Raw genomic sequence first — 24,749 nt, 5'->3', positions numbered from 1 at the left:
TGTGGTTTGCTAAAAATGATAATATGTAAACTATATAATAGGTAAAACCTATATAGGAAGGGAAATGGATATGACCATCCGGCATTTAAAAATATTTATCGGGGTTGCGGAAACTGGCAAAATGAATGCAGCTGCAAAAAAATTTTTTATTTCGCAGCCTACGGTGAGCCAAACCATTCGCGAACTGGAGGAGCATTATGGAATATTGCTCTTCGAACGCCTTGGAAAAAGGCTGTATATTACAGAGGGAGGGCAAAAGCTTCTGGAATACGCGCGCAAGGCAGTGGAAGCGTTTGACAATCTGGAATACAATATGTCACCCGGGCGAAACAGGGCCCGCCTTCGGATCGGTGCGTCGGTTACGGTAGGAACCTGCCGTATGCCGGATATTGTCAGGGAATTCAGCTGTAAATTACCCACTGTGGAAACCTATACCTACGTTGGGAATACGCAAACCGTGGAGGAGCGGTTGCTGCGCTCCGAGCTTGATATTGCGATTGTGGAAGGAACGATTAAAAGCCCGGAGCTTATAGCGATCCCACTGGAAACTGACTATTTGGTATTGTTTTGCAGAAACGACCACAGGTTTGCGCAAAAAAAAGAAATCCGGCTTGAGGATTTGCAGGAAGCGGAATTTGTGATGCGTGAACAGGGAAGCGGTACGCGGGAGCTTTTTGAAGATTTTATCAGGGAAAACCATGCGAAAATATATATCAAATGGGAAGTATCCTGCTTTGACGCAACGCTGCGTATGGTTTTGCAGGAAAACTGCGTGGGGATTGCTTCCGTACGCCTTGTGAAGGAGCAAATAGAGGACGGCGTACTGTTTGCCGTTAAAAATGATATGGGAAAGTGGGACAGGACCTTCTGCCTTGTGTATCACAAAAATAAATTTATGAGCGATGCAATGAGAACGTTTATCCAGTGCGCGCAAACAGTTGTGGATCAATACAGGCCGCAAAATCCTTCTTTGAGGTGCCTGAAATAAAGAAAAAAAGAGGGCTTCCATCAGGAATCCCTCTTTGCATCGTTACATTCAGTTTTTATTTTGCATCTCTGCTCGTTTTGCCATACCTTCGGATCATGCATCCCCCATCGGTTTCTGCCGACCACCACATTTACGCGCAAGGCTTTATTACCATATATTTACACGAAAACCGGCTTTTCCGGTAGCGCAAGTAGTTACTCGCAGGTCTGCGATTCGGCACCACACACATTTATTTGTTTCCAAACCCCATGCGGCTACAGCGTCCGCTATGCGCTTGCTTTTGTTGGCGCCCCCACCGGACCTTCTTTGCGGTCCTGCTGCGATGAATCTTATTATTCTATCGCCGCCGCGGATATTTCCAAACTGCAAACTGTCAATTTAAAAAATATGTTCCGCGATTCCCTTCGTGCTCCTCAAAGCTCTATTTTTGGGCTTGTGTGTGCGTGCCCCATATAGAACTATCTAGATCGTACATTGGTATCACGCCCTTTCACTTTATTGAGGATATCTTCCGGATCAACTATCCGCCGAAGTATCTTCCGTCTTATTAGTAATATAAACGGTTTTGACGATTTCAAACATTTTCCTGTGATCTTATTATATATATTCTCCATCTATTTTTTATTTCCTGCAAAAAATTTGAAAAAAATCAGAAATTTTCATTTTTAATGTTAAATCACCTGCGTTTGGTTCATTGAATCGAATCATTCTATCAATAATCACCGGAAAACCTATTGAAAATTTGTGAATAGTATCATATAATACTAGGGCTGACAATAATTTTGCTGATGTGGCTCAGGGGTAGAGCACGTCCTTGGTAAGGACGAGGTCACGGGTTCAAATCCCGTCATCAGCTCCAAAAATCCCTTTAACCATGTGGTTTTAGGGATTTGTTTTTATTATATGGAGTTTTTATACTCGAAAATGTTCTGTTTTGAAAGACATGGAAAAGCGGAAGGGCTTGCAGCCTGCGATTCGCAGACGGCAAGCTTTTTAGTTTTTCCTCCTGCAATATTCTTATAAGTTGCTCTTTAAATTGCTCCATAGAATCAAATTCCTGTCAATATAATAACTCACTCTTTAAATGCCTGAAAAAGTTTTTTATCATAGCATTGTCTGGGCAGTTTCCTTTGGGACGCACGCTTTGCTCAATGTCTTTTCTTATGTCTGCTGGATGGCGGGCAATGTCGCACAGGTACTGTTATCATTAATAGCAGAAGACAGACCGGCGCGCGGGAATGTTCTCAAAAAGCAACGGAAAGAAGGAATAAAGATGGACGAAAAAATTTTGGATTATATGACAAAGACGGAGTATGCGAGCGAGCATGCGGGGGTGGTGAAAAATGCCGAGCATGCGGATAGTGCGACGGGAAGCCAGTTTGCGGAAAACGCGGTTAAACTCGGCGGCAACGAATCGACGTATTATGCGTCGGCAGCATCCGTGACAACCCTTGGAGCAACGGTAAACGGCGTGCTTGTTACGGCGAATAACGCGCAGGCCACGGCAAGCGAAGCAAAAACCGATGCGGCAACGGCGGACGCAAAGGCGGTGGCAGCGCAAGCAGCAGCGGCAGCGGCAAAAGACATAGCAGAGGCTGCACAGGAGCCAGCAGGCTGTATGAAGTTTTTTGCGGGCGGCATTCTTCCGGCAGGCTATCTGTGGTGTGACGGAACGAGCTATCCTGCAAACGGTAATTATGCAAAGCTGTATGAAACGATTGGAACAAAATATAATGAAACGAACGATGAAGCAGGTACCTTCCGTGTGCCGGATATGCGTGGACGCGTGGGCATCGGCAAGGATGCCGGTACGTTTGACATACTTGGCAAGACCGGCGGCGAGGAAAAGCATACATTGACGATTGCGGAAATACCGTCACATAGCCATACATTTCTTACTAACTATATTGGCGCTGCAGCAACGGTCTTCCCCTATCAGACGGGGAAGACATCCGGTCCACAAAGCACAAGCTATACTGGCGGCGGCCAAACGCACAACAACCTACAGCCCTACCTTGTATGTAACTACATCATCAAATATTAGGAAAGGCGGGGAGAAATCCCCGCTCTTTTATATTTTCCCCACCTGTATGGCCCGAGGAATTAATCATTGGCGCATAGCTGTTCTAAAAAACAGGGAGGCTCTATTGTTCCAGGTTTATATTTAACTTCAAAAGAACAGCCCTTTTCCTTTCGGAATATCTTTCAAAAACTGCATAATAGACCGGAAAACGGGACATGACTTTATGGGAAATGAAACTTCAATCGCAAACCGTATCATATCCAGAGTATGAGGATGCAATATTGGGTGAACAATATTTTTTAAACAACGGGATTTAAAAAGGCGCTCCCTGCAAAGGAGCGCCCGCTATAAGGAAGAAAAATGAAAAAGTTTACTATAGTAATTATATTACGACACAGATATGAATAGGAAATGTCAATTTAATGAAATAAATATTAACAAATCAGCACACTTTACAAACGCAGGCCTTTGATATCTTTGATACGGGACAAAATAATATTGCACGAAAGGCTGGTAACCCCTGGAAGCTGATAGATGACGTTGCTTAAAAACAGCTCCATTTCATCATTGCCGGCAGTGACGGCGTGCACATGCAGCTTGTTTTTCCCTGACACATGATAAATTTGCGTGACGCTCTCTTCCTTTTGCAAGCGTTCAACCGCCGCGCTGAAATGTTCCGGCAAAAATTCGATTTCGTAGTAAGAGGATACGGCATTCCCCACCTTCTGGGGATTTACAATGGTGGTGTATTCTTCAATCACGCCTTTTTCCTCCAGCGCGTGTATCCGGTTTTTAACCGCGACACGCGACAAATTGACCGCATGGCCAATATCCACGTAGGAAATACGCGCGTTTTGAGTCAGCAGCTCTATAATTTTCCGATCGATTTCATCCAGGCCCTTTAGATACATTGCATGTTCCCTCTTTTGCCGTTCTGCTTTGATTGTATAATATTACACGCCACAACGCAACAAAAAGACAGTTTTGTGCTTATTTGGTTGACACTGCGGACATGGCAATTTATAATAACTTACATAAAGAAATATAAAACTTTCGAAAAGAAATAAAGGGCGGCAGGATAATGCAGAAGGATCTGACAAAGGGAAACGAAGCGAAAGCAATTCTTTTTTTTGCCATGCCCATGATTTTGGGAAATCTGTTCCAACAGTTTTACAACATTGCGGATACGGTAATCGTAGGGCAGTTTATCGGGCCTGGCGCCTTGGCGGCAGTTGGGGCATCTTATACGCTGATGGTGTTTCTTACCTCGGTTATACTGGGGCTTTGCATGGGCAGTGGAATTGTATTTTCACTTGCATTTGGCGCAAGCCGCTACGATGAACTCCAAAAAAGTTTTTTCCATGCGTTTGTCTTTATCGCTTTGGTTTCTGTTGCGATCAATATATTAAGCTTTGTGCTGCTGGAGCCGATCCTTGTGTTCCTGCACATTCCCCAGAGCATAAACGGGATGACAAGAGACTATCTGCAGGTTATCTTTGCAGGCATCTTCTTTGTGTTTCTCTATAACTATTTTGCCGCGGCGTTGCGTAGTATGGGAAATTCTGTTACCCCGCTTATTTTTTTGATGATTTCGGCAGGAATTAATATCGGCCTCGATATACTATTTGTTGTGCCGCTGGGGATGGGCGTTGTGGGAGCCGCGGCTGCGACTGTGATTGCACAGGCGTTTTCAGCGGTTGCTATCCTGATCTATTGCGTTGTGAAGGTGCCGCTGCTGCGGATTTCCAGGCGGATGATCTGCTGGGACAGGAATGTGCTGAAAAAAATTATTCATAACTCTGTGCTGACCAGTATTCAGCAGTCGATTATGAATTTTGGTATTCTGATGGTACAGGGGCTCGTGAATACATTTGGGGTAACCGCCATGGCGGGTTTTGCGGCTGCGGTGAAAATCGACAGCTTTGCCTACATGCCGGTACAGGACTTTGGAAATGCGTTTTCCACCTATATTGCCCAAAACAAGGGCGCGGGCGACAAAGCCCGCATCCGCAAAGGAACCAGAGCCGCTTTTTTGATGAGCACTGTTTTCTGCGTGGCGATTTCCTCAGTGGTGATCCTGTTTGCAAGACAGCTTATGACTTGCTTTATCAGCCCGTTGGAAACCGGCGTAATTGAGGTGGGAATACAATACCTTACGATTGTGGCAAGCTTCTATTGCCTGATCGGATATCTGTTTCTGTTCTATGGTTTTTACCGGGGGCTTGCCCTGCCGGAGATATCAGTTGTACTGACTGTGATTTCGCTTGGGCTGCGTGTCCTTCTTGCGTATGTGCTCGCAGCAATTCCTGAAATAGGGCTGCCTGGAATCTGGTGGGCTATTCCAATCGGCTGGCTTGCGGCTGACCTTACCGGATATATCTATTATCGAAAAAAACAAAAAACAATCTTGGCAGGCTTGTGAAAGAGAAATCTTTCAAATTAATAAGGCACCTAAAAATAATGCTTGACAGGAAAGGATATGGTGTGTTAAATTGATGTTAAGGTACCTAAATGAATTTGGAGGATAACGAAATGGAAGAGAACAACAGAATAGAAAATTTAGAGGAAAAAGCGATACGGTTTGCTCACCTGATGAAGAGAGTGACACATTTACACCATCGGCATGAGGAAGGGCCGATGATTCATCCGGGGCAGGGAAAGCTGCTGCTCCTGATCCTGCGAAAAGAACCGGTTGGACAAAAGGAGCTGGTTGAGATGCTGGATATCCGCCCGTCGTCATTGAGCGAGCTGCTTAAAAAGCTTGAGGCAAAGGGGTTCGTAACCCGTACGCCTGACGAGCAGGACAAACGGAATATGATTGTGACGCTGACCGGCGAAGGAAAGGCGCTTGCCGAAAAAGCGCTTGCCGGAAAGGAAGAACAGCAGGCAAAAATTTTCGAAGCGCTGTGCGAAGAGGAACGTGTACAGCTGGGCGCGTTACTTGACAAGCTGTGCGGCGCATGGCAAAAAGAGCTTGATGATGCTGGAGAGCAAGAACCGCCGCACAGGCCGCATCCCGGCCCGCACGGCCCCCATGGCCCGCATGGCCCCGGCCCGGAAATGCACGAATTCCACAGGCATCACGATGGCTGCTGCAAGATGGAACGTTTTATGCGGGAAGCCAAAAGATGCGATATGGATCGTGAGTAAAATAAAGGATACGCCGCCTGGAAATATAACCCGGTATAGAAATCAAAAAAAGAGCCTCGTCCAGATGGGCATGGCTCTTTTGTAATTTCTTATAAAAATTAACCTTGCTTATTTTTTGATATCGGAAAGATGCTCAATAATCGTCAGGTAGGTTTCCACGCCTTTTTCTACATGGGCGCGCAAATTGGAGAGCGTAAACTCAAGATCGCGGTTTTTGAGGCCGAGCAGTATATTATCATGGAAGGTAAATGTCTTTCGCAGGTTGTGGAGCTGCTGCTGCATAATATAGGTACGGTTCATCTCCATGATGCTGCGGCTCAGGTTATTGGTGATCTTCCAGACATGGATATACACCTTAAAATTCGCCTGCATGATAATCGCGCGGTGAAAATCACCGTCAAGCTCAGTGAAAACGCCTTCGTTATTGAGTTCAAGCTGGATACGGGACTGGTCGAGGATAGACTCCATCTTGCGAATCCATTCCCAGTAGTCATCGTCGGCAGGTTTTGACAAAATACGTTTGATCGATTCGGATTCGATAAAATAACGCAAGTCATAATAGCCGCCGATATCGTCCGGCGTAAAACCAGTCGCCACAGATCGCCCGTTGGAGGGCGTCATTACAAGGCCTTCCATTTCAAGCAGGCGAAGCGCCTCGCGAATCGGGCCCCGGCTTACGCCAAAGCGGGTTGCAAGAGCGGTTTCATTAAAATGGTCGCCCTCGTGGATCTCGTTTCCCAATATCTCCTGACGAAGAATATCTGAAATCCGTTGTGCAAGGTTTGTTTTTAAATTCGTAGTCATGGTAAAATCCAATCTATGTGAATTTTTTATCTTTAGGATTATTTTAGAGCACAATATGTGAATTGTCAACAAAATACAGTATTTGATTTCAATAACATTTCAAAATGTAGTATTTTGAAACGTTAAAAATCTTTGTGAAAAATAAAACTTTTAAAATGGGCTTGCTTTTTGGAAAATCACGACGTATAATAATGTTAACAAAAAACAGTAAGCAATTCGAACTCCAAAAAACTCAGTTACAAAATGAAAATGAATTTATCTATGCTAAATTAATCAGAGGATTGTCGTTTACGCCTTATAAATGTTGACAGTTGACAATACGAACAAAATTTAACGATAGGGCAGCCAAAAAAGCCATATAAATAATAAAGGGATTTAAGCAAACAGCAAACAAAACGATTGAAAAGGGTGGGATCAATTATGAAGTATGCTTGGACATGGAATATTAAACCTGAATGTCTTGACGAATACCTTGAGATGCACGCGCATCCGTGGCCGGAAATTATGAAAGCGCATCACGATGCAGGTTTTCGTAATTATTCTATTTTTCAAAACGGTTGTCAGTTTATCTATGTGTTTGAGAGCGACGACGCACAGGCTTCTTTTGATTATGTGAACAACAATGAAGACTGCAAGCGCTGGAATGCCATCACCACAAAGATGATCGATACGGATTTTGACGGCGCGATCGATAGCGGCATCCAGTATTTACATGAGGCGTTCTATCTGGAATAAGCATAACTTTTACACAATTTTCTATTTACTTTTAAGCTTGATTAATATGCGCCTTATTGCAGTTTAACAAATGGCTGCGCAAGAATAGTTGCAGGAAACATTTTTGTGCGTACAACGCGTGCCACCGGTTGTTTCCATGCTACAGGAAATGGGTGGGCCCGGGCTGGCGTTTCCCTACAACGCCATTGTATTTATATTCTCAAAAAAGGAGTAATTTATTGTTTGTTTTTTCAATTTGATGAGTTGGAGTTCATTAATTGAAGATGGAGGAAGCACATGAAACTACTGAAAGACAAGACAGCGATTGTTACAGGAGGCGCAGGCGGAATTGGGGCCGCGTGTGCCAGAAGGTTTGCCGAGGAGGGCGCGTCATTTATATTGATTGCCGATCTCAACCTTGAAGAGGGGCAGGCGCGGGCGGACGAGATTACGAAGGAATTTGGGACGCGCTGCATAGCGGTCAAAACAAATGTTGTAAACGAAGAAGAAATTTCAAAGGTGTTTACGGAATTTAAAAAGTATCAGGAAAATCTTGATATCCTGCTCAACTGTGCGGGCATTGGCAGAATTATCGATATGCAGGATATTACAACACAAAGCTGGGATCTTACCATGAACGTTAATTTGCGCGCAGCATTCCTGTTCTCACGTGAGGCGCTCAAAATGATGAAGGGCCGTAAATACGGAAGGATCATCAACATGGCATCTCAGGCTGGAAAATCCGGAGGCCTTACGATCGGAATCGATTATGCGGCGTCAAAGGGCGGGCTTCTTAACCTGACAAAATCGCTTGCCAAGGCCGCTGCTGAGTACAATATTACGGTAAACAGCGTTGCGCCGGGGCTGATCGCTACCGATATGACAACGGAATTTGGCTATGATCCGCAGACGGTTCCGTTGCAGCGGATCGGAACGCCGGAGGAGGTAGCGGATGCGACGCTGTTTGCGGCGTCTGACCTTTCGCGGTATGTAACCGGCGCGTGCATCGACGTCAATGGCGGAATATCAATGTGGTAAGACAGCGGAAATGTAATGGTATTTCCGAAAGAAATAACAGGGAAAAGGAGATAATGCAATGGCAGAAGGATTGAATCCGATTATAAGCGCAAAAAACATTGTCAAATCGTTCAGCGGAGTCGTTGTGCTTAAGGATGTGGATTTTAATATCTACCCGGGCGAAGTACACGCCCTGATCGGTGAAAACGGAGCCGGGAAATCGACGCTGATGAAAATTATAAGCGGCGTTTATACGCCAACATCCGGAGAGATCAGCATAAACGGGCAACCGGCATCGTTTAAAACTCCTCATGACGCACGTGAGGCAGGCGTTGCGCTCATCCATCAGGAGCCGCTTACTTTCCAGGATTTGAATGTAACGGAGAACATTTATCTTGGACATACACGCGGCGAAGGGAAGATGACGATCAACTGGAAGGAAAAATACAAACAGGCGGATGAACTTTTGAAGTCGCTTGAAGTACATATGGGAGCAAAAGATCCTGTGCGCGGGATGACGATTGCGGACCAGCAAATGATCGAGATTACAAGCGCGCTTTCACAGAACGCAAAGGTAATTATCATGGACGAGCCGACTGCTGCGCTTTCCCATGGCGAGGTGAAATCACTGTTTGATATTGTGGAACGCCTGAAAAAGCAGGGCAAGGGCATCGTATTTATCGGGCACCGTTTGGAAGAGATCATGGAAATCAGCGACAGGATTACGGTCTTGCGCGACGGAGAGCTTGTTGGGGAATGCTTTAAGAAGGATGTAGACCAGGATAAGCTCGTACAGATGATGGTCGGCAGAACCTTTAAGGAACTGATCGTGAAGGAAGAAACCGAGATTGGCGAAGTGCTTCTTGAAACGGAAGGGCTTACCTATCCGGGCAAGTACCAGGACGTAAGCATCAAGGTGCGGCGCGGCGAAATCGTCGGAATGGCGGGCCTCGTGGGTGCGGGACGCAGCGAGGTTGCATCGGCAATCTTCGGTACGGAGCCTGCGGTGAGAGGAACGATCAAAATCAATGGAGAAACAGTCGAGATCAAAAATGCGATCGATTCCATGAACAAAGGCGTGGCAATGGTTTCGGAAGACAGGGCGCAGACAGGGCTGATCCTTCCGTTCAGTATCAAACAAAATATGACGTTTGCAATTTTGAAGAAAATCAGCAAGGGATCGTTTGTCAATACAAAAGAAGAAAACGAGCTGGTAAGCCAATATTCCGATTACCTGAAGGTGAAGATGCGCGATGCGAACCAGCCGGTATCGGAGCTTTCGGGCGGGAACCAGCAAAAGGTTGTCATTGCAAAATGGCTGCTGACAGAGCCTGACATCCTGATCCTGGACGAACCGACAAGGGGAATTGACGTAGGCGCAAAGGCCGAGGTATATAAGCTGATCAGCGAGCTCGCGAAGCAGGGCAAGGCGATCCTGATGATCTCTTCCGAGATGCAGGAGATATTGCAGCTTTCCGACAGGGTGTACGTGATGTGCGAAGGCCATGTGACAGGAGAAATGGAGCGCAACGAGCTTGACAGCGCAAAGATCATGACAGCGGCTTCAACGCGTAAGAATATCCGGAAGGAGGCAGTGCAATGAACGATACAATCAAGAAAAAAGGCAACTTTCCGATCGGAGTCAAGGAGCGGGTTACCCTGATTATCATCGCGGTTATTTTTATAGCGGTGGCGGTTGCAAAGCCTGAATTGTTTGGCGCAGACCGTTTTCCGGAGGTTATGAACAGCATACTGTTATGGACTCCGCTTATCCTGACCGTATCGGTCGGCATGATGATGATCATTATCACACGAAATATTGACCTTTCAGTTGGGGCGATTGTGGCGGTATCGGCAATGGTTGCCGGGATTTTGTTCCGCGATTTCAATATTCCGATCTGGCTGGGCTTCCTCGTTTCAATGGGTGTCGGCTACCTGTGCGGGGCCTTCAATGGATTTTTGATCTCCTACCTGAAAATACCGGCAATCATCGTTACGCTTGGTACGATGAACGCATTCCGCGGATTGACTTTCATTTTTGCGGATGGCAAGCAGATTACAGGATACGAGCTTCCCAGCGGGCTTTCCGTATTTGTAACGGAAGGGTTGAAAATCGGGAACTTTATCATTCCGTGGATCGTATGGATCGCGGTTGGAATTGCAGTGGCATTCTATTTTATCCTGAAGTATACGCATTTTGGCCGCGAGGTCTATGCGGTTGGCTCCAATTTTGAAGCAGCCCACCTGAGGGGCATCAACAACAAAAAGGTGGTATTCAACATCTTCTCGATCACCGGCGTTTTATGCGGGATAGCGGGAATGATGTATGCGGCAAGGTATGGATACGTCAATCCTTCCAATACCGGCGACGGGCTTGAATTCGTCGTCATCTCAGCGACAATCATCGGTGGCGTAAGCGTTTCGGGAGGCTCGGGAACCGTACTTGGAACCTTCCTTGGCTGTATCCTGCTCGGAACGGTCAATACGATGCTTGCCATGGTCGGGATGCCCGGTACATTCCAAAAATTCTGTTACGGACTTATCATTGTAATCGCCCTTCTGGTTGATATGTCTGTCCAGACGGCACAGAAGAGAAAGTCAATGAAACTTGAAAAGGAGGTCGGTTAAATGAAAGCGAGTAATACACAAACAGTGCGGCAGATGAAATTGAAATCGGTTGTAAAAAGCCGCGAAACGTTTACCTTCATACTGCTTATCCTTGTCATTATCGTTGCAGCCGCTTTATCGCCGAGTTTCCGCGATATGGCATATATCCTGAAATCGTCTACGAAGTATATGGAGCTTGGCCTTGTGGCCTTCACAATGACGCTCATTATTATCGCGGGGCAGATCGACCTTTCGGTAGCGTCTATCATGGCGTGCGTGGCTACCTTCACGGCAATGATGTTCCATGCAGGAATGGATATGGGGCTTGCGTGCGTGATTGGCCTTGCAATCGCATTTGGCTTTGGTACGTTTAACGGCGTATTGGTCGCGTATGCGAATTTGCCGTCCATGATCGTTACGATCGGTACGATGTCGTTATTCCGTGGGCTATCGCAAATATTTATCGGCGACGCAAGCCTTGGAAAATTTCCGGACTGGTTTAACAGCGTGGAGAAAATACCGGTGTTTAAAGCCGGGAACGCCGTATTTGGCGTAACAATCCTGCTGTTTATCATTATGGCGGTGGTATTCTTCTTCATCCTGCACAAGACGTCGATTGGCAGAAAAATATATGCAATCGGCACCAATGAACGCGCAGCGGTATATTCCGGCGTCAACACCAAAAAAATCAAATGCCTGCTGTTCAGCTTTTCCGGCCTGATGGCAGGGCTTGCAGGCATCCTCACCATGTCGCGGCTGCTCCTGGTACGTTTTGATATGGCAGACGGAGGAGAGCTTGATATTGTTACTATGGTGCTGCTCGGTGGAGCGGACATCAACGGCGGCAAAGGGAGCATCCTTGGCACCTTCCTCGCCGTTATCATCGTGGTAATTTTGAAAACCGGGCTTATCGTAGCCAATGTAAAGGCGCAGGACCAGATGTTTGTAATGGGCGTATTGCTCCTGCTCTCCATCGTTATCCCCAATGTCGCCCAGTTGATCAAAGACAAAAAGGGATGAAAATTTAATTTGAAATTGATTTCAGCGCAAATGCGCTGATGTAAGAGTAAGGAAAATAAGGTAAAATCAGGAGGAAAAAAATGAAAAAGAAACTTACAGTAATCGTATGTGTGGTTCTCGTTGCATTGTTCGCTTTTGCGGCTTGCGGCGCTCCGGCGGCTGAGTCTTCGACATCCAGCGCTCCGGCAGAAGAATCCAAGGCACCTGCTGAATCTTCGGACAGCGGTACTGCCGAATCAGGTGAACCCGCTTCCTCGGACGGCCCGGTAAAGGTCGTGTTTATCCCTAAGAATCAGGGAAATCCGTATTTTGAATCCATTGTTCTCGGATTCCAGAGAACTGCTGAAAAGCTGGGTGCAGATAAGGTTGAATTCTCAACGACAGGCCCGGCGGATGCGGGCGCGACCTCGCAGATCGAGTATGTTGAAGCTGCCGTACAGAATGGCGCAGACGTTATTTTCATCGCGGCAAACTCAAATGACGCACTCAATGGAACGTTTGACGATGCGCGCGCAGCGGGAACGAAGATTGTGATTATCAATCAGGACATTCCCGGAAGCGAAGATCATCGCGACGCGGCGATTATGCCGGTTGACTTTACTACAACAGGAACCGTGCTTCTTGACACGCTTGGAGATATGATCGATTTCAAGGGCGACTTCGCGATTCTTTCCGCTACGACGGACGCTCCGGATCAGAACACATGGATCGACGACATGAAGAACCTGCTCGAGACGAATGACAAATATAAGGACATGAAACTCGTAGAGGTTGTTTATGGCGACGACCAGCCGGAAAAATCCACCACAGAGATGGAAGCCCTGCTTGCAAAATATCCTGACCTCAAGGGCGTAATCGCTCCGACGACGGTTGGTATCGCAGCGGCGGCAAAGGTAATCCAGACAAAAGGCGTTGGCGACAAAGTAAAACTGACAGGCCTTGGACTTCCTTCCGAAATGAAAGAATTCATCCTGGATGGCACGGTAGAAAAATTTGCACTGTGGAATCCTCCGATGGAAGGCGACATCGGCGTTTATATGTCGGTAGCGCTCAAGGATGGTTCGCTCACAATCGAGCCGGGCGCAAGCTTTGAAGCCGGGGACTATGGTACGTTCACCTTCACAGACAATGGACAGATCATTTCCCTGAAAGAGCCGCTTATCTATGACAAATCCAATATCGAAGAATATGCGGCACAGTTCTAAAGCAATATGGTAAAATAAGAATCAGATGAAATGGTGGGGCGCCCTTTTTACAGGGCGCCCCATAAAAAATGTATGTGATACGGCGTTTGCCGGACGAAAAATGAGCAGGAGGTAACCAATGAGAGGCTTAAAAGGAAAAGCGGCGATCGTCACGGGCGGTTCAAGGGGAATCGGACGCGCGTGTGTGGAAAGGCTGCTCGAAGAAGAGGTAAGCGTTTTATTTTGCGGAAGGAACGCACAGACAGGAGAAAAGACGCTCAGTGAACTGAAAGAAAAATTTGATAATGTTGATTTTATGGCGGGCGATATGAAGGACCCGCAGTTCTGCAAGGATTTGATCGCGGGGGCGATCAAAAAATTCGGAACGCTCGATTATCTTGTAAATAACGCGTTCCCATTCACGGCAAAGGGACTTAACGCATCGCGTGAGGACTGGCTGCATACGATGGAAGCAGGCCCGGTATCCTATGCGACGATGATTCAGGAATTTGTCAGCCAGCGTGGCAGGGAAAACGGTTCGATAGTAAATATGTCCAGCATATCCGGACACATCGCGCAGCCTGAGCGCTGGACGTACAATGCGGCGAAGGGAGCGGTGAAGCAGCTGACGCGCTGCACTGCGCTTGACCTTGCGCCCGGAATCCGCGTAAATTGCGTCAGCCCCGGATGGGTATGGACGGACGAAGTGAAAAAAGCAGCGCCGAACGGAGACAGGGATACGGCGGAAGAGATGTGGGGAGATTTTCACATGCTCCAGAGACTGGAACGGCCGGAAGAGATCGCGTCCGCAGTCGCCTTCCTCCTAAGCGACGACGCGAGCGCGATCACTGCAGCCGATATTCCTGTGGAGGGCGGCTATCTGAGCCTTGGGCCTGAAGGGCTTGGCAAGGACTCTAATTTTGCAGGAAGCGATTGATTGGACATGGTTGCAGCCTGTCAAATGGATGCGAAGGCAACATTTGATCAAAACTGCAATCAAACGCATATGATTGTATCTGCGCTATGCGCTACGCTTCATTTATTTGCTGTAAGGAGGCAAGTGATATGACAAAGCTGATTGACCTCACCGCCGAAATGTACGATGGCGCTCCTACCATGCCGATGGATCCGAAGCTTTCGATTTCCTGGCACTGTAATCTGGACACGCTTGGTTATAATCTTTCACGTGTGACGACTTCCACCCATCAGGGAACGCATTTTGATTCGCCAAGGCATTTTTTCTATGACGGACAGACGATCGACAAAATCAGTCTCGAGCGCTGTGTGACGCGCGCGTTTAAAGTAGACCTGACGGCAAAAAAGCCGGGTGAGCCAATTACAGTGGCGGATATTGAACCCTACGCGGACAAAATAGAAGCGGGGCTTGCGGTGCTTTTGCATACCGGCTGGGATAAAGTATTTCCAAAGGATGAATTTTTCAATGATTTCCCGGTTGTTTCGCGGGAACTGGCGGAATGGTTTGCCCGGAAAAAAACAAAGCTTGTAGGAATGGACATGCCTACTCCGAACGGAAAAGACTGGAAGTATATCCACGAAACGATGCTCGGAAACGATGTACTGATTATTGAAGGGCTTGCAAACATGGAAGAGCTTGCGGCAGGGGAGGAGTTTACGCTGATTGCGCTTCCGCTCCGGCTCAAAGACCGCGACGGCTCGCCGATTCGCGCGGTCGCAATGGTTGACTGAAAAAAGATAACGATACGAAAACGTCCTTTGCCGCATCGCCGCGGCAGAGGACGTTTTTGACTGGGCGGAAGCAAAGTGCTTATAAGCCGTGCTAATTGCGGGTATGGTATTCCTTGACGGAGGTCTTAAAATATTCTATCATAAAATGAAAGAATCAGAACGCCTGCTTTTTTGAAAAGCGTTTGGGACTGCATATTTTCAGTGGAAATCACCTGTTTCGCGGCAGGCATATTCATATAATGGTACTAATTTTTTGAGATAAAGGTAGGAAAAAGATGACTGAATGGAATGAAGCGGTAAGCACAATCGAGAGTGGAAAACTCGATGAAAAGCTGGAAGCGCTCTATGGCGATGTGGAAAAAGCGCGCGGACGGTATCTGCGGATATTGAAAAATTTTTCTGAACTGTTTGGCGCTCCGGCGGCGGTGGGAATTTTCAGTACGCCCGGCAGGACGGAGATCGGCGGGAACCACACCGACCACCAGAACGGATGCGTGCTTGCCGCAAGCGTAGACGTAGACGCTCTTGGCGTTGCGGCGGAAAACGGTACCAATGAAATCCGCATCCTCTCGGAAGGATATGATCTTTGTACAGTGGATCTTAATGATCTTAAGGTGCATGAAGAAAACGCGGGAAAGACGGGAGAGCTGATACGCGGGGTGGCGGCCCAGCTGCAGAAGCGTGGGTTTGAAATCCGTGGATTTGACGCATATGTTTCGTCAGATGTGCTCTCCGGCTCCGGACTTTCCTCCTCAGCGGCATATGAAATGTGGCTTGGAGTAACGATGAATCATATGTTTTGCGGGGGAAGCGTAACGCCGATCGAGACGGCGCAGATCGGGCAGTATGCGGAAAACGTTTATTTTGGTAAGCCGTGCGGCCTGATGGATCAGGCAGCTTCTATTTCAGGCGGGGTTATTGCGATTGATTTCAGGGATAAGGAAAATCCTGTTGTGGAAAAGATCGATGCGGATTTTCATGGGCACGCACTGTGCATTGTAGATTCCGGTGCGGACCACGCCGGTCTAACGCCGGCATATGCGGCAATCCGCAGCGAGATGGAGGCGGTTGCGGCACATTTTGGCAAGAAGGTGCTAAGGGAAGTGTCCAGAGAAGACTTTATAAAGGAGCTTCCTGCGGTCAGGGAAAAGCTTGGAGACCGGGCGGTTCTTCGGGCGTTTCATTTTTACCATGACAATGAAAGGGCGATCCTGGAGGCAAAGGCGCTTAAGGAGAACCGGTTTGAGGACTTTTTGGCGCTTGTAAACGAATCCGGAAGGTCGTCGTTTATGTACCTGCAAAACGTCAGCGTGCCGGGGGCGGATAAGCATCAGGAGCTTGCGGTAACGCTTGCCCTGTGTGATGAATTCCTTGATGGAAAAGGGGCCTTCCGCGTGCATGGCGGCGGCTTTGCGGGTACGGTGCAGGCATTCGTACCTGCGGATATGGCAGATGCGTTCCGGAAGAAAATGGACGCGGCGCTCGGAAGCGGACGCTGCCACGTGCTTTTTATCCGTCACGTGGGAGGACTTGAAATTCTGTAGAGCGGGAGGAGAAAAATATGGCGGTATTGGTTCTGGGAGGCGCGGGCTATATTGGCTCGCATACGGTTTATGAGCTGGAGGATGCAGGCGAGGATGTTGTAATTGTCGACAACCTGGCGACAGGGCACAGGGAGGCTGTGCATCCGAAGGCGCGTTTTTATGAGGGAGACGTGCGCGACGGGGCCTTCATGGACAGTGTATTCGAACAGGAAAAAATTGACGCGGTGATTCACTTTGCGGCATATTCGCTGGTGGGCGAAAGCGTGGGAAATCCGGTCAAATATTATGATAATAACGTAGGCGGGGCGATTGCCCTTGTGGATGCGATGCAGAGAAACGGCGTAAAGCAGATCGTTTTTTCCTCTACGGCGGCAACATATGGCGAGCCGGAGCGTGTTCCAATTATGGAAACGGATCGTACCCAGCCCACGAATCCGTATGGGGAGACCAAGCTTGCGATGGAAAAGCTGTTTCATTGGGCGGATGTTGCTTATGGCATTAAATTTGTATCCCTGCGTTATTTCAATGCGTGCGGCGCACACGAGAGCGGCAGGATCGGCGAGGATCACAATCCTGAATCGCACCTGATTCCTTTGATATTGCAGGTGCCGAATGGAAAACGCGAAGCGATCAGCGTATTTGGGGACGATTATCCCACGAAGGACGGTACGTGCGTGCGCGACTATATCCATGTAACAGACCTTGCGCAGGCGCATATCCTGGCTGTGAAATACCTGCGGGACGGCAGGGAAAGTGATATTTTCAATCTGGGGAATGGCGTTGGATTTACGGTGAACGAAGTGATCGACACGGCGCGAATAGTGACGCAGGACGATATACCGGCGGTGATTGCCCCGCGGCGTGCAGGCGATCCGGCACAGTTGATCGCGTCGAGCGCGAAGGCGCGGGAAACACTCGGGTGGAATCCGGAGCATGATTCGCTTGAAGAGATTATTGCATCCGCGTGGAAATGGCACAAAAGCCATCCGGACGGCTACGCTACGAAATAACGGGGATACGATATGATTGATTTGCAAATAAAAAGATTGGTGGATTACGGCGTTAATAAGGGCCTGATCGGGGAGGCAGACCGCATTTGGGCAACCAATGAAATCCTGGATGCGCTGCATCTTTCAGAATACACGGAGCCGGATTGCAAAGCGGATAGCGCAGACCTCGAGGAAATCCTGAAGGGCCTGCTTGATTACGCCGCACAGCAGGGAATACTCGAGCATGACAGCACGGTATACCGCGATCTTTTCGACACCAGGCTGATGGGGCTTTTAACACCGCGGCCACATGAGGTAATAGACCGTTTTTCAGCGCTTTACAGACAAAGCCCGCAGGCTGCGACGGATTTTTTCTACCAGCTCAGCCAGGATACGGACTATATCCGCACGTACCGCGTCAAAAAGGATATTCGGTGGAAAGCGCAGACGGAGTATGGCGATCTTGATATCACGATCAACCTTTCCAAACCGGAAAAGGATCCGCGGGCGATTGCGGCAGCACGCAGCATGGCGCAGAGCGGGTATCCAAAGTGTCTGCTTTGCCCCCAAAACGAGGGCTATGCGGGACGGGTAAACCATCCGGCGCGCCAGAACCACAGGATCATTCCGATCACGCTGGATGGAAAACCGTGGTTTTTCCAGTATTCGCCATATGTTTATTATAACGAGCACTGCATTGTGTTGAATGCAGAGCATACGCCAATGAAAATAGACGCAGGAACTTTTCGCAGGCTGCTCGGTTTCGTGAAGCAATTTCCGCATTATTTTCTTGGATCCAACGCCGATCTTCCCATTGTGGGGGGATCTATCCTGACGCATGATCACTTCCAGGGTGGGCATTACAAATTTGCTATGGAGAGCGCGCCGATAGAGACTCCGTTTCTATTCAGCGGATATGAAGAGATTGAGGCTGGGATAGTAAAGTGGCCGATGTCGGTTTTGAGGCTGCGCGGAACGGACGAGGCGCGGCTTGTGGAGCTCGCGGACAGGATATTGCAGGCATGGCGGGCCTACACGGATGAGCAGGCGTTTGTGTTTGCTGAGACGGAAGGAACGCCGCACAATACGATTACGCCGATTGCACGGATGTCGGACGGGAAACTTGAGCTTGACCTTGTGCTGCGCAACAATATCACCACGGATGAACATCCGCTGGGGGTATATCATCCGCATGCAGAGCTGCACCACATCAAAAAGGAAAACATCGGACTCATTGAGGTGATGGGCCTTGCAGTGCTCCCCGCGCGCTTAAAAGAGGAACTTGCTCTGCTCGAAGAAGCGATCCTGATGGAAAAGGATATCCGCGCGGACGAGCGGATTTCTTCCCATGCAGACTGGGTGGACGAAATATTGGCCCGGCGTGATACGATTGAAAAGGAGGCTGTCGGCGCCATCCTGCGCGAAGAGGTTGGAAAGGTATTCAGCCGCGTGCTGGAGGATGCGGGAGTATTTAAACGTACTGACGCAGGGAAAGCGGCGTTTTTGCGGTTTGCACAGAGCATAAACGTATAAAAAATGCAAAAAAGGAACAGACCGGGCTGCCTGCGCAGCCCGGTTTTATATTGCTACAGATAAAATTAATTCGTATATTTTCAAATGTGAATAAAGCGCGTTTTACTTAACACTTTTGGCTGGATATGATATAATAAATCCGTTCAAAATTCTTTTGGAACGGAGTTTATATGATGAATGTAGTTGTTTTGGCGGGCGGCATCAGCACGGAGAGAGAGGTATCGCTTTCATCCGGCGCAATGGTGTGCAATGCGCTTCGCCGGTCTGGATATAAAACGGTTTTGGTGGATTCCTTTCTGGGATTAGAGGAGCTGCCGGAGAACATTTTGGATATTTTCTCAGATAAGGGTGAAGTGGAAACGGTCCGTGTGGAAGAAACAGCGCCGGACATCGAAAAAATCAAGGCTGGCAGGGGAGACAGCGGCTTTGGAACGATAGGGAAAAATGTAATAGAGGTTTGCAAAGCAGCGGACATCGTTTATATGGGCCTGCATGGAGAGGACGGAGAAAACGGCCGTATGCAGGCATTTTTGGATGTACTTGGAATCAAATACACCGGAACGGGTTATCTTGGCAGCGCTCTTGCGATGCACAAGGGCGTTACGCGCCAGATGATGCTGCAGAGCGGCGTTATGATGGCAAAGGGGAAAGTGCTCTACAAAGGACAGGGCGCTTCTGAAGCGGCAGAGATCGGTTTTCCATGTATTGTAAAGCCGTGCTGCGGTGGCTCGAGCATTGGAATTTCTGTGGCAAATGATGTGGAAGAGCTGAAAAATTCACTGGCCGATGCGTTCCGTTATGAAAATGAGGTATTGGTGGAGGAATTCATTCAGGGACGCGAATTTTCTGTGGGAATGCTCGGAAATGAGATGCTTCCGCCGATTGAGATTATTCCACGCGGTGGGTTTTATGATTATGCGCACAAATACCAGGCCGGGTGGACAGAAGAGGTGTGTCCTGCAAGCCTTGATGAAGAGACGACCAAAAGGATGCAGGAGCTGGCTTTCATAGCCTGCCGAACCCTGAAGCTGGAAGTATATGCGCGCGGGGAATTTATTTTGGATGAGAGAGGAGATATCTATTTCCTTGAAATGAATACGCTTCCCGGCATGACGCCCACGAGCCTGATTCCACAGGAGGCGCAGGCGGTCGGAATTTCTTATGAACAGCTATGCGCCCGCGTGATCGAGCTGTCGCTTGAGAAGTAAAGGGAAACGGGTATGAAGGAATTTTCAGTCTATGACGCGACGCGCGCCTGCGATGGTATTTACAATGGAGGCGAAGCCGTAAAAGGCCAGATGGTAAAAGGCGTTGTGATCGATAACCGCAAGGTGGAAGACGGCTTTCTGTTTGTGCCGATCAAGGGAGAGCGCTTTGACGGGCACGACTTTATCGGGGCGGCATATGAAGCGGGGGCGGTATGCTGCCTGAGTGAAAAAAAGCTGGAAACGCAAAAGCCGTATATCCTGGTGAAGGATTCGCTGCAGGCTTATCAGGACATTGCGGAGTTTTATAAAGGGCTCTTTGGCGTAAAGATGATTGGCATTACCGGGAGCGTGGGGAAAACGACCACAAAAGAGATGGTTGCCAGCGTGCTGGAACAGCAATTTTGCGTCCTTAAAACAGAAGGGAATCTCAACAACCAGACAGGCGTTCCGCAGAACTTACTCCGGCTTTTGCCTGAGCATGAAGTTGCTGTGATCGAGATGGGAACAAATCATTTTGGAGAGATCAGAAGCCTTTCAAAGATGGCGCGCCCGGATTTTTGCTTCCTGACGAACATCGGGCAGGCGCATATCGAGCATTTGGGCTCCAGAGAGGGTATCCTGAAAGCGAAAAGCGAGATGCTCGAATATATGCGTGAGGATGGACGGGTATTTGTAAACGGCGACGATGAATATTTGTGGACATTAAAAGAGACGAGAAGCGACGTAACGACCTTTGGAATAGGGACTCAAAACGATATCTATACGACGGATATCAGGGAAATGGGCCTTGAGGGATCGGACTTTACAGCGCACTTTGATGGAAAAGAAATGGCGATTCATGTTCCGTCGCCCGGCCGTCATATGATTTATAATGCGCTTGCTGCGATTGCGGCAGGACTCGCGCTGTGCATGGAGCCGGAGAAGATTGCCAGGGGGATTGCCGGATATACTCCCATTTCCGGACGGATGTGTATCGAAAAGGCAAACGGGCTGACAGTATTAAATGACGTATATAATGCCAATCCGGGCTCTATGAAAGCTGCGATTGACGTTTTATCGTATGCGAAGGGACGCAAGGTTTGCGTGCTTGGCGATATGTTTGAGCTTGGAGATAAAGCGGAGGAATACCACCGGCAGGTGGGGAGCTATGCCGCAAAAAAAGGGATTGACGAAATCCTTTGCGTAGGGGAGCTTGCAAAGGGTATCTATGACGGCGCATCAGAGCGTTGCGGGAATGCGAGCTATTTTAAAACGCAGAATGAGCTGCTTGAAAAAATAGAGGGGCACATCCACAGTGGGGATACGGTTCTCGTGAAGGCGTCCCGTGGGATGAAGCTTGAAAAAACGGTTGAATATCTTTTGCATTAAGCAGTCTGCCGGCAATAGACGCAAAGAATCTGCACGATGGTTGTGTTAACGCTCAAGTTAAGATATACTAACTTTATGTAGTCCTGTTTCATGGACGATATTTTTGGGACCGCTCAATTTTCAGGAGAAATCGGTCATTATGAAAAAGAAAACAACGAAGCCAAAGGGACGTTTTCAGGACAGAATCGGAAAAACGGGCTCTTTTCTTGTCTGTGTATTCGCTGTTATTTTTATGCTCATTTCTATCACTGGAGTGGGAAGCCTGGATAAAAGCATCGATATGATACTAAAGCATCCTTTTACCGTTACGATGGAGGTCAATAATGCTACAAACACGGTATCTGAAATGCGTATGCGCATGGAGCAATTAATCAACTATTCCATGCCAGCAGATTTTGAGATTGCACAGAGGGCAATAAGCGGTCTTGAACCGGCGCTTGAAAAAAGCCTGGATTCGATTGAAACCAATTATCTTGGAACAGATGGCGCCGCACAGCGGCTCAAGGATACCGGCGCGCAAATTATAGATGCGCAGGAGGCGTTGCTTGCGAATCCGGAAAATGTGAATAATAACAGCCGGATCGAACGGGATATGGCGGAAAACGTTTCTGTTTTGTATGACAGCTTCATGGAGGAATCGGACGGAATTGTTTCCTACGAACAAAAAGTAATCAATGACTTTAACAATGAATCAAGCAGTCTCACAAGAAACAATACGGTTCTTGTCGTGTTACTGACAGCAGTTATTATTCTGGTTTCCGTTTATTTTCGATATGCGGTAGGAAAGAAAAACCAGGAAATTTATTACAGGGAAAATCTCTTTTCGCAATTATCCGATAAAATTGACGATGTGATTTTTATCGTTGACATGGAGAAAGGAAAGTCCGAGTTTATCAGTCCGAACAGCGCACGTATATTAGGCATAGACCAGGCGGCTTTTGTGGAAAACGAAAATATTTTGTATTCTTACATGGATGAGGATTCCGTAGTGAGGATACGGGAAGCTTTTTTAAACGGCGAAATGGGAAACAATGCAGAACTGGAGATCAAGCTGAACCATCCGAAGGACGGAAGCGAGCGGTGGATGATGATGCGGGCGTATCCCATTATGGCGGACGGGATTTTGCAGAGGTATATCGTATCAATTACAGATGTGACCGAATCACGGCGTACGCGCCAGATACTCACAGATTCGCTTGTGGCGTCAAGGCGTATCAATGAAGCGGAAAAGGCGTTCCTTTCCCGCATGAGCCACGAGATACGCACGCCGATGAATACGATTATCGGCATGACAACGATTGCTGCAAATGCGCTGGATAATAAAGAAAAGGTTGCGGATTGCCTGTATAAAATAGCCTATTCGTCGCGGCACCTGTTAGGAATTATCAATGATGTGCTGGACATGTCTGCCATTGAAAGCGGTAAGCTCGTAATGAAAAACGATCCGTTTGATTTTGGCGAGATGATAGAAGAAATTGCGTCTCTGTATCATACGCAATGTGAATCCCAGGGAAAAAGCTTTGATCTGAAGCTCGTAGGGGTGGCGGAAGAAAAGCTGATCGGCGACGAGAGAAAGCTGAATCAGATTTTGCTGAACCTGCTTTCCAACGCGGTGAAATTCACTCCGGATGGAGGACATGTCCTGCTTTCTATCAGGCAGCGGCCTGTAAGGGAAGGCAAGGTACACATGACGTTTACGGTCAAAGATACTGGAATCGGTATGGACGAGGCGTTTTTGAACAGGGTATTTGAGCCCTTCGAGCAGGGTGAAAATATTGCCGGGAAATATGGGGGATCCGGGCTTGGACTGGCGATTACGAAAAATATGATCGGCTTGATGGGCGGAGATATCAGCGTACAAAGCAAGCAGGGCGAAGGAACTACCTTTTCAGTGGAAATTTCGCTCCAGGTGGATGATACAGGTGAAAAGAAAGAAGAACGAAACGATTTGCGGGATCTTCATGTGCTGGTTGTGGATGATGACGAAGACACGTGCGAACACGTCGCCATTCTGCTGGAACGAATGGGAATCAGGACGCAATGGGTGCTTTCCGGTGCGGCGGCAGCAGAACAGGTTGAAGCGGCACAGCATGGAAAAGACGCATTTGACATTTGCCTGATCGATTGGAAAATGCCCGGAATGGATGGAATAGAGACGACGCGAAAAATAAGGGAGATTACGGGGAAGGATTCGCCTGTCATCATTATTTCCGCTTACGACTGGCAATCAATCGAAAAAGATGCGCGTGCGGCAGGAGCGAACGCGTTTATCTCCAAGCCAATGCTGCAGTCCTCCATCTATAATGTATTGCTCTTTGTGATTGGAAAACGTGATTTTTGCCATGAAAAGAAGGACAAGGACGGAGAGACGTTTGACTTCAGCAACAAGAGAATCCTTCTGGTGGAGGACAATGAAATGAATATGGAGATCGTAACGGAGCTGCTTGCGCCGACAGGAATAGCGATTGAAACTGCAATAAACGGGCGCGAAGCAGTGGAACAATTCAACAGCAGCCCGCAGGGGCACTATGACGCGATTTTGATGGATGTTCAGATGCCTGTGATGGACGGTTATCAGGCAACGCGTGAAATAAGGGCGGAAGAGCGTGCCGACGCGGCGGAAATTCCAATTATAGCAATGACCGCAAACGCCTTCTCAGAGGATGTTGCGGCGTCGCTTGCCACGGGCATGAACGACCACATTGCAAAGCCGATCGATATTGTGGCAATGAACAGGACATTATTCAAATTTTTCAGCAGGAAAAAGAAATAAACGAATTGAAAAAGGAGCGCCGGATATTTTTCCAGCGCTCCTTTTGATATAATCCAAAGGAAAATAAAAGGTTGTAGCGGAAGTCATAGCTTTGAGCCGTGCTTTAAGGCCCTGATAACC

At 48.0% G+C, this 24,749-nt stretch carries 20 protein-coding genes and 1 tRNA gene; 19 read left to right on the top strand and 2 right to left on the bottom strand.

All coding sequences use genetic code 11. The features are described 5' to 3' along the window. Positions 1-64: 64 nt before the first annotated feature. The 3 genes from ACS5WU_RS07690 to ACS5WU_RS07680 all read left to right on the top strand — a co-directional run bounded on the left by ACS5WU_RS07690 (position 65) and on the right by ACS5WU_RS07680 (position 3,032). The gene (locus tag ACS5WU_RS07690; RefSeq protein WP_302760009.1) at positions 65-988 is read left to right on the top strand and encodes a LysR family transcriptional regulator; all 924 of its coding nucleotides are present in this window, start codon (positions 65-67) and stop codon (positions 986-988) included. A 784-nt stretch (positions 989-1,772) separates the two neighbouring features. Beyond that, a tRNA-Thr gene (locus ACS5WU_RS07685) sits at positions 1,773-1,847 on the top strand. A gap of 414 nt (positions 1,848-2,261) precedes the next feature. Next, positions 2,262-3,032, top strand: coding sequence for a phage tail protein (locus ACS5WU_RS07680; protein ID WP_302760008.1), 771 nt, complete (start codon positions 2,262-2,264; stop codon positions 3,030-3,032). A 431-nt stretch (positions 3,033-3,463) separates the two neighbouring features. Here ACS5WU_RS07680 and ACS5WU_RS07675 read toward each other — a convergent pair whose 3' ends face one another. After that, positions 3,464-3,922, bottom strand: coding sequence for an Lrp/AsnC family transcriptional regulator (locus tag ACS5WU_RS07675; protein ID WP_046442517.1), 459 nt, complete (start codon positions 3,920-3,922; stop codon positions 3,464-3,466). A gap of 170 nt (positions 3,923-4,092) precedes the next feature. Between ACS5WU_RS07675 and ACS5WU_RS07670 the strand changes: the two genes are divergently transcribed. Both ACS5WU_RS07670 and ACS5WU_RS07665 read left to right on the top strand, forming a co-directional pair. Then, positions 4,093-5,433, top strand: coding sequence for an MATE family efflux transporter (locus ACS5WU_RS07670; RefSeq protein WP_465089073.1), 1,341 nt, complete (start codon positions 4,093-4,095; stop codon positions 5,431-5,433). 110 nt (positions 5,434-5,543) lie between these two features. Then, positions 5,544-6,161, top strand: a complete 618-nt coding sequence (locus ACS5WU_RS07665) for a MarR family winged helix-turn-helix transcriptional regulator (protein WP_302760007.1) — start codon at positions 5,544-5,546, stop codon at positions 6,159-6,161. Between the two features lie 108 nt (positions 6,162-6,269). On the opposite strand, the gene ACS5WU_RS07660 is transcribed toward ACS5WU_RS07665, so the two are convergent. Further along, positions 6,270-6,965 carry a GntR family transcriptional regulator gene (locus ACS5WU_RS07660; protein ID WP_082674840.1) on the bottom strand — a complete coding sequence of 232 codons (696 nt, stop codon included), beginning with the start codon at positions 6,963-6,965 and terminating at the stop codon, positions 6,270-6,272. 420 nt (positions 6,966-7,385) lie between these two features. On the opposite strand from ACS5WU_RS07660, the gene ACS5WU_RS07655 reads away from it, so the two are divergent. From ACS5WU_RS07655 to ACS5WU_RS07590, 14 genes are all read left to right on the top strand, one after another. Beyond that, positions 7,386-7,700 carry an L-rhamnose mutarotase gene (locus tag ACS5WU_RS07655; protein ID WP_052740223.1) on the top strand — a complete coding sequence of 105 codons (315 nt, stop codon included), beginning with the start codon at positions 7,386-7,388 and terminating at the stop codon, positions 7,698-7,700. A 276-nt stretch (positions 7,701-7,976) separates the two neighbouring features. Further along, positions 7,977-8,717 (top strand): SDR family NAD(P)-dependent oxidoreductase, encoded by a 741-nt coding sequence (locus ACS5WU_RS07650; RefSeq protein WP_059109227.1) that lies wholly within the window; start codon positions 7,977-7,979, stop codon positions 8,715-8,717. A gap of 58 nt (positions 8,718-8,775) precedes the next feature. Beyond that, complete coding sequence (locus ACS5WU_RS07645) at positions 8,776-10,299, top strand: sugar ABC transporter ATP-binding protein (RefSeq protein ID WP_052740221.1); 1,524 nt, start codon at positions 8,776-8,778, stop codon at positions 10,297-10,299. Next, positions 10,296-11,324, top strand: a complete 1,029-nt coding sequence (locus tag ACS5WU_RS07640; protein WP_046442513.1) for an ABC transporter permease — start codon at positions 10,296-10,298, stop codon at positions 11,322-11,324. Before ACS5WU_RS07645 ends, ACS5WU_RS07640 begins: the two co-directional genes overlap by 4 nt. Beyond that, positions 11,325-12,323, top strand: a complete 999-nt coding sequence (locus tag ACS5WU_RS07635) for an ABC transporter permease (RefSeq protein ID WP_046442512.1) — start codon at positions 11,325-11,327, stop codon at positions 12,321-12,323. A gap of 80 nt (positions 12,324-12,403) precedes the next feature. Beyond that, positions 12,404-13,528: a substrate-binding domain-containing protein gene (locus ACS5WU_RS07630; RefSeq protein WP_052740218.1), complete on the top strand. Its 1,125-nt coding sequence runs from the start codon at positions 12,404-12,406 to the stop codon at positions 13,526-13,528. 118 nt (positions 13,529-13,646) lie between these two features. Next, positions 13,647-14,444 (top strand): SDR family oxidoreductase, encoded by a 798-nt coding sequence (locus ACS5WU_RS07625; RefSeq protein WP_046442511.1) that lies wholly within the window; start codon positions 13,647-13,649, stop codon positions 14,442-14,444. A gap of 128 nt (positions 14,445-14,572) precedes the next feature. After that, complete coding sequence (locus ACS5WU_RS07620; RefSeq protein WP_046442510.1) at positions 14,573-15,214, top strand: cyclase family protein; 642 nt, start codon at positions 14,573-14,575, stop codon at positions 15,212-15,214. Positions 15,215-15,489: 275 nt separating this feature from the next. Continuing rightward, positions 15,490-16,758, top strand: a complete 1,269-nt coding sequence (locus ACS5WU_RS07615) for a galactokinase (RefSeq protein WP_302760006.1) — start codon at positions 15,490-15,492, stop codon at positions 16,756-16,758. Positions 16,759-16,775: 17 nt separating this feature from the next. Beyond that, positions 16,776-17,768, top strand: a complete 993-nt coding sequence (galE, locus tag ACS5WU_RS07610) for a UDP-glucose 4-epimerase GalE (protein ID WP_046442508.1) — start codon at positions 16,776-16,778, stop codon at positions 17,766-17,768. 12 nt (positions 17,769-17,780) lie between these two features. Then, positions 17,781-19,280: a UDP-glucose--hexose-1-phosphate uridylyltransferase gene (gene galT, locus ACS5WU_RS07605; protein WP_046442507.1), complete on the top strand. Its 1,500-nt coding sequence runs from the start codon at positions 17,781-17,783 to the stop codon at positions 19,278-19,280. Positions 19,281-19,450: 170 nt separating this feature from the next. Then, positions 19,451-20,488 carry a D-alanine--D-alanine ligase family protein gene (locus ACS5WU_RS07600; protein ID WP_307757010.1) on the top strand — a complete coding sequence of 346 codons (1,038 nt, stop codon included), beginning with the start codon at positions 19,451-19,453 and terminating at the stop codon, positions 20,486-20,488. Positions 20,489-20,500: 12 nt separating this feature from the next. Then, entirely contained in the window at positions 20,501-21,856 is a 1,356-nt protein-coding gene (locus tag ACS5WU_RS07595; RefSeq protein ID WP_046442505.1) for a UDP-N-acetylmuramoyl-tripeptide--D-alanyl-D-alanine ligase, read from the top strand. A 139-nt stretch (positions 21,857-21,995) separates the two neighbouring features. Then, complete coding sequence (locus ACS5WU_RS07590) at positions 21,996-24,629, top strand: hybrid sensor histidine kinase/response regulator (RefSeq protein ID WP_059109232.1); 2,634 nt, start codon at positions 21,996-21,998, stop codon at positions 24,627-24,629. Positions 24,630-24,749: the final 120 nt, after the last annotated feature.

The organism is Christensenella sp. KGMB01412, from assembly GCF_055522415.1.
Note: the sequence above shows the minus strand (reverse complement) of the source record. Positions and strands in the feature narration are given on the sequence as shown.